The sequence below is a fragment of the Streptomyces sp. NPDC029956 genome, from assembly GCF_055574655.1.
Genome location: NZ_JBVHZJ010000054.1, coordinates 52,835 through 58,834, shown reverse-complemented (window position 1 = coordinate 58,834; position 6,000 = coordinate 52,835). Strand labels below are relative to the sequence as shown.

The window sequence follows — 6,000 nt, the reverse complement described above, 5'->3', positions numbered from 1 at the left end:
AACCTCGTCGACATCATCCTCTCCAACAACGGCTACAACGTCGTCAACATCGGCATCAAGCAGCCCGTCTCCGCCATCCTCGAAGCCGCCGAGGAACACAGCGCCGACGTGATCGGCATGTCCGGCCTCCTCGTGAAGTCCACCGTGATCATGAAGGAGAACCTGGAGGAGCTGAACCAGCGCGAGCTGGCCGCCAAGTACCCCGTGATCCTCGGCGGCGCGGCCCTCACCCGGGCCTACGTCGAACAGGACCTCCACGAGATCTACCAGGGCGAGGTCCGCTACGCCCGTGACGCCTTCGAGGGCCTGCGCCTCATGGACGCCCTCGTCGCCGTCAAGCGCGGCGTCCCCGGCGCCAAGCTCCCCGAGCTCAAGCAGCGCCGGGTCCCCAAGCGGGACACGCCGGTCCTCCAGGTGGAGGAGGCGGACGAGCCGGGCGGCCGGTCCGACGTCGCCGTCGACAACCCCGTCCCCACCCCGCCGTTCTGGGGCACCCGCGTCGTCAAGGGCATCCCGCTCAAGGACTACGCCTCCTGGCTCGACGAGGGCGCCCTCTTCAAGGGCCAGTGGGGCCTCAAGCAGGCCCGCGTCGGCGGCGCCACGTACGAGGAGCTCGTCGAGAGCGAGGGCCGGCCGCGGCTGCGTGGCCTGCTCGACAAGCTGCACACCGAGAACCTGCTGGAGGCGGCCGTCGTCTACGGCTACTTCCCCTGCGTCTCCAAGGGCGAGGACCTGATCATCCTCGACGACGACGGCAACGAGCGGACCCGCTTCACCTTCCCGCGCCAGCGCCGTGGCCGCCGCCTCTGCCTCGCGGACTTCTTCCGTCCTGAGGAGTCCGGCGAGACCGACGTGGTGGGCCTCCAGGTCGTCACCGTCGGCTCGAAGATCGGCGAGGCCACCGCCAAGCTGTTCGAGTCCGACTCCTACCGCGAGTACCTGGAGCTGCACGGCCTCTCCGTCCAGCTGGCCGAGGCCATGGCCGAGTACTGGCACGCCCGTGTCCGCGCCGAGCTCGGCTTCGGCGGCGAGGACCCGGACGCGGTCGAGGACATGTTCGACCTCAAGTACCGCGGCGCGCGCTTCTCCCTCGGCTACGGCGCCTGCCCCGACCTGGAGGACCGCGCGAAGATCGCGGAGCTGCTGCGTCCGGAGCGGATCGGCGTGCACCTCTCCGAGGAGTTCCAGCTCCACCCCGAGCAGTCCACCGACGCCATCGTGATCCACCACCCCGAGGCGAAGTACTTCAACGCCCGGTGACGGGGCGGTGCACCCCGCCGGACCCGTCGCGGTGCACCCCGCCGGACCCGTCGCGGGGCACCCCTGGGGCTCCGGTCGCGGGGCACCCTTCCCGGGTGCGTCCAGGGACACCCGGGGCTCCGTCGAGGGCCCCGGACGCCGTCCGGAGGGACCCCCCGGGTAAATCCGCGCCCTTTCGGTGATCCGGACGTACACTTGTCGGTCCAGTGCAGGCCGGTCTTCCTCCCCGTACCGGGGAGGGGGGCCGGCCTTCTCGTCCCTCCATGGAGGTGTGCCGGATGACCAGTACGGTCCCTGCGTCCCTGATCCGTACCAACGGAAGCTCCGCCCTGCAGGCGGTCTTCCTCGACATGGACGGGACCCTCGTCGACACGGAGGGCTTCTGGTGGGACGCGGAGGTCGAGGTCTTCGCCGACCTCGGACACCGGCTGGACGAGGCCTGGCGGGACATCGTCGTGGGCGGCCCGATGACGCGCAGCGCGGGCTACCTCATCGAGTCCACCGGCGCCGACATCACCCTCGCCGAGCTGACCGTCCTGCTCAACGAGAAGTTCGAGCGGCGCATCGAGCGCGGTGTGCCCCTCATGCCCGGTGCCGAGCGGCTCCTCGCCGAACTGGCCCGGCACTCCATCCCGACCGCGCTGGTCTCCGCCTCGCACCGGCGGATCATCGACAAGGTCCTCCACTCGCTCGGCCGCGACCGCTTCGCGCTCACCGTCGCCGGTGACGAGGTCGTACGGACCAAGCCGCACCCGGAGCCGTATCTGACGGCCGCCCAGGGGGTCGGGGCCGACCCCGTGCTCTGCGCCGTCATCGAGGACACCGCGACCGGTGTGGCGGCCGCGGAGGCGGCCGGCTGCCGGGTCGTCGCGGTGCCCTCGGTCGCCCCGATCGCAGCCTCCCCGGGCCGGGTCGTCGTGCGCTCCCTCGAAGAGGTCGACGTGCCCTTCCTCCGCACATTGATCACCGGTATCTGAGCTTTATCTGAGCTTCCCCCCGGGCGGAATGTGATTTCGCCCGGGAGGAGCCCCGGGGAGACACCCGTGGTGCACCCGGGGAACGCCCGGAGAAAACGATCAGGCCATTCGCCGAAAAGGCCTCTGCGTGACCTTGGTCACGCAGAGTGCCGGACGGTGGGTGGCCTTCCTGTGTTCCCTGCCCGATTAGGGCGTGTTTCGGCGCCCCCATGTGTCCCGATTCGATCGCGACCGTCCGCATCATCCGGCGCATGACTATCGAGCCGCTCGTATTCATGATCACTGTGCGATTACCCCCACCGGCGCCCGTGGTCAGGCAATAGCGGCGCCGCCCACTAATCTTTCGCGAGTACTTCGCCGCATAACCCGCGTGCACCGGCGCACACCCAAGTCGCCGTGAACACAGGACCGATCGCAACACCCGGCCCGATCGCTCCCGCCCAGACCGGGCGGCCGGCGGCGGAGTTCCACTGACCGCTGTATCCCAGTGCCGGATGAGGAGATCGTCCCTGATGAACCGCAAGACCCTGGTGCTGCCGGCCGTGGCCGGACTGCTCGCCCCCCTGCTCGCCGCCTGCGGCGGTGCGGAGGAAGGCGGAGCGATCGTCGTCGGCACCACGGACCAGTTCATCGCCACCGCAGACGCCCCCGCGCCTCTCGACCCGGCCTTCGCCTACGACACCGGCGCGTGGAACATCCTCCGGCAGACCGTGCAGACCCTGATGCACGTGCCCCGCGACAGCGGCGAGCCCGTCCCCGAGGCCGCCGAGAACTGCGGATTCTCCGACAAGGCCAGCGAGAGCTACCGCTGCAAGCTGCGCGCCGGCCTCACCTTCGCCGACGGCACCGCGATCACCGCCGAGGACGTCAAGTTCTCCATCGAGCGCGTGCTGAAGATCAAGTCGGACAACGGCACCGCCGCCCTCCTCTCGAACATCGACACCATCGAGACCAAGGGCACCGACGAGGTCGTCTTCCACCTGAAGACCCCCGACGCGACCTTCCCGTACAAGCTCTCCACCCCGGTCGCCGGCATCCTCAGCAAGGACAAGTACGAGGCCGGAAAGCTCCGCGACGGCTTCGACGTCGACGGCTCGGGCCCGTACACCATGAAGGTCGAGCGCGAGGGCGACAAGGCCACCCGCTTCGTCTTCACCAGGAACGCGGCCTACAAGGGCGACATCACCCTGCGCAACGAGAAGGTCGAGCTGCGCCCCTACGCCGACGCCGGCACCATGGGCCGGGCCCTCGAGAGCGACGACATCGACATGATGGCCCGCTCCCTGTCCCGGAAGCAGATCAAGGACCTCACCGAGACGCCCAAGGAGGGCATCGAGGTCATCGAGGTCCCCGGCCTCGAGATCCGCTACCTCGGCTTCAACACCAAGGCCCCTGCCGTCCAGGAGAAGGCCGTCCGCCAGGCCATGGCCGCCGTCGTCGACCGCGGCGCGCTCGTCAACCGGGTCTACGGGACCACCGCCGAGCCGCTGTACTCGCTGATCCCCTCCAGCATCACCGGCCACACCACCCCCTTCTTCGACGCGTACGGCGAGCCCGACCAGGCCCGCGCCGCCAAGCTCCTCAAGGACGCAGGCGTCAAGACCCCGGTCAAGCTGACGCTGAACTACACCACCGACCACTACGGCGCCGAGACCGCCGAGGAGTTCGACGCGCTCAAGAAGCAGCTCGTCTCCAGCGAGCTCTTCGACGTCACCGTCCAGGGCGCCGAGTGGTCGACGTTCCGCACCGCCCAGAAGCGCGGCGACTACGCCGTCTACGGACTCGGCTGGTTCCCGGACTACCCGGACCCGGACAACTACATCGCGCCGTTCCTCGACAGCGACAACTTCCTCAACACCCCGTACGTGAACAAGGTCGTCCGCGACCAGCTCATCCCGCGCTCGCGCCGCCAGGCCGACCGCACCGCCGCGAGCCCCGTCTTCAACCAGATCCAGAAGATCGTCGCCGAGGACGTACCCGTCCTGCCCCTGTGGCAGGGCAAGCAGTACGTCGCCGCGCGCGACGACCTCAACGGAGTCGAGTACGCCCTCAACACGTCCTCCGACCTCCTGCTCTGGGAACTGGGCCGCGGTACCGCATAACCCCCGTCGACTGGATCGGTTACACCGGCCGCGCACCCGCGCGCGGCCGGCCTGACAAGAGATCACGAGGCACGTTCTGTGAAGACGCACAACAAGTGGCTGACGGCCCCCCTCGCCGCCGGTCTGTCCGCCGCCCTCCTCAGCGGCTGCGGCACCGAGCAGGGCGGCTCGGGCGGCTCCGGCGACGGCATACGCGTCGGCATGTCCGACGAGATCGTCGCCACCGACCCGGCGGCCGGCTACGACCCCGGCTCGTGGCTGCTGTTCAACAACGTCTTCCAGTCCCTGCTGGCCTTCCCCAAGGGCGGCTCCGAGCCCGAGCCCGAGGCCGCCGACAAGTGCGGCTTCGCCACCGGCAGCACCGTGTACAGCTGCACCCTGCGCGACGGCCTCACCTTCTCCAACGGCAACAAGCTCACCTCGGAGGACGTCAAGTTCTCCTTCGAGCGCGCCCTCAAGATCGCCGACCCCTCGGGCCCCGCGCCGCTGCTGGCCACGATCAAGAGCATCGAGACCCCGGACGAGAAGACCGTCGTCTTCCACCTCAAGGTCCCCGACGCCACCTTCCCCAGCAAGATCGCCTCCGGCGCCGGCTCCATCGTCGACCACCGCGAGTACCCCGCCGACGCCCTGCGCACCGACGGCAAGGCCACCGGCTCCGGCCCCTACAAGCTGGACTCCTTCGGCGAGACCGAGGCCACCTTCTCCGCCAACCCCGGCTACAAGGGCACCGCGCAGCTCAAGAGCGACGCCATCACCCTCAAGCTCTACGGCGGCGACCGCTCCGCCCTCGCCAAGGCCCTCACCGACGGAGACGTCGACGTCGCCTACCGTGGCCTCTCCGCCGAGGACATCGCGACCCTCGAGACCTCCGACACCACGGACGACAAGGGCATCGAGGTCGTCCAGGGCAGCAGCGCCGAGGTCCAGCACCTCGTCTTCAACATGAAGGACCCGGTCGCCGGCAAGCTCGGCGTCCGCCAGGCCATCGCCCACCTCGTCGACCGCGAGGCCCTCGTCGAAGGCGTCTACAAGTCGACGGCCACGCCGCTGTACTCGATCGTCCCGGCCGGCATCGCCGGACACAACACCGCCTTCTACGACACCTACGGCACCCCCGACAAGGCCAAGGCGAAGAAGGCCCTGCGTGCCGCCGGCATCACCGACAAGGTGAAGCTCACCCTCTGGTCCACGCCCAGCCGCTACGGCCCGTCCACCGACCAGGAGCTCAAGGCCATCGCCGAGCAGCTCAACGCCAGCGGACTCTTCGACGCCGACGTCCAGTCCGTCGCCTACGAGCAGTACGAGAAGGACATCGCGGCCGGCAAGTACGGCGTCTACGTCAAGGGCTGGGTCCCCGACTACCCCGACGCCGACAACTTCACCACCCCGTTCTTCGGCGAGGGCAACGTCCTCGGCAACCACTACGAGAACGCCACCATCACCGGCAGCCTCCTCCCGAAGACCGCCGCCGCCCCGGACCGCGCCGCCACCGCCGACGAGTACGGCAAGCTCCAGGACATCGTCGCCGAGCAGCTGCCCCTCCTGCCGCTCTGGCAGGGCAAGCAGTACGCCGTCGCCCGCCAGGACGTCACGGGCCTCGAATGGACCCTCGACGCCTCGACGGTCTTCCGCTTCTGGGAGATCCGCAAGGGCTGACC

Annotated in this window: 4 protein-coding genes; all 4 read left to right on the top strand. The window is 69.3% G+C overall.

Features of this window, described 5'->3' with window-relative positions; all coding sequences use genetic code 11:
- The coding region (locus tag ACZ4XX_RS31920; RefSeq protein ID WP_468511344.1) for a vitamin B12 dependent-methionine synthase activation domain-containing protein at nt 1-1,260 on the top strand (1,260 nt) is incomplete at its 5' end.
- Between the two features lie 278 nt (nt 1,261-1,538).
- Nucleotides 1,539-2,237 carry an HAD family hydrolase gene (locus ACZ4XX_RS31915; RefSeq protein ID WP_468511343.1) on the top strand — a complete coding sequence of 233 codons (699 nt, stop codon included), beginning with the start codon at nt 1,539-1,541 and terminating at the stop codon, nt 2,235-2,237.
- Between the two features lie 512 nt (nt 2,238-2,749).
- Nucleotides 2,750-4,339 (top strand): ABC transporter substrate-binding protein, encoded by a 1,590-nt coding sequence (locus tag ACZ4XX_RS31910; protein ID WP_468511342.1) that lies wholly within the window; start codon nt 2,750-2,752, stop codon nt 4,337-4,339.
- 78 nt (nt 4,340-4,417) lie between these two features.
- Entirely contained in the window at nt 4,418-5,998 is a 1,581-nt protein-coding gene (locus ACZ4XX_RS31905) for an ABC transporter substrate-binding protein (RefSeq protein ID WP_468511341.1), read from the top strand.
- The last annotated feature ends 2 nt before the right edge of the window (nt 5,999-6,000 follow it).

What these genes read in the sequence shown, in the direction of transcription:
- ACZ4XX_RS31910 (WP_468511342.1), top strand. Translation starts at nt 2,750, where the DNA reads ATGAACCGCAAGACCCTGGTGCTGCCGGCCGTGGCCGGACTGCTCGCC.
- ACZ4XX_RS31915 (WP_468511343.1), top strand. Translation starts at nt 1,539, where the DNA reads ATGACCAGTACGGTCCCTGCGTCCCTGATCCGTACCAACGGAAGCTCC.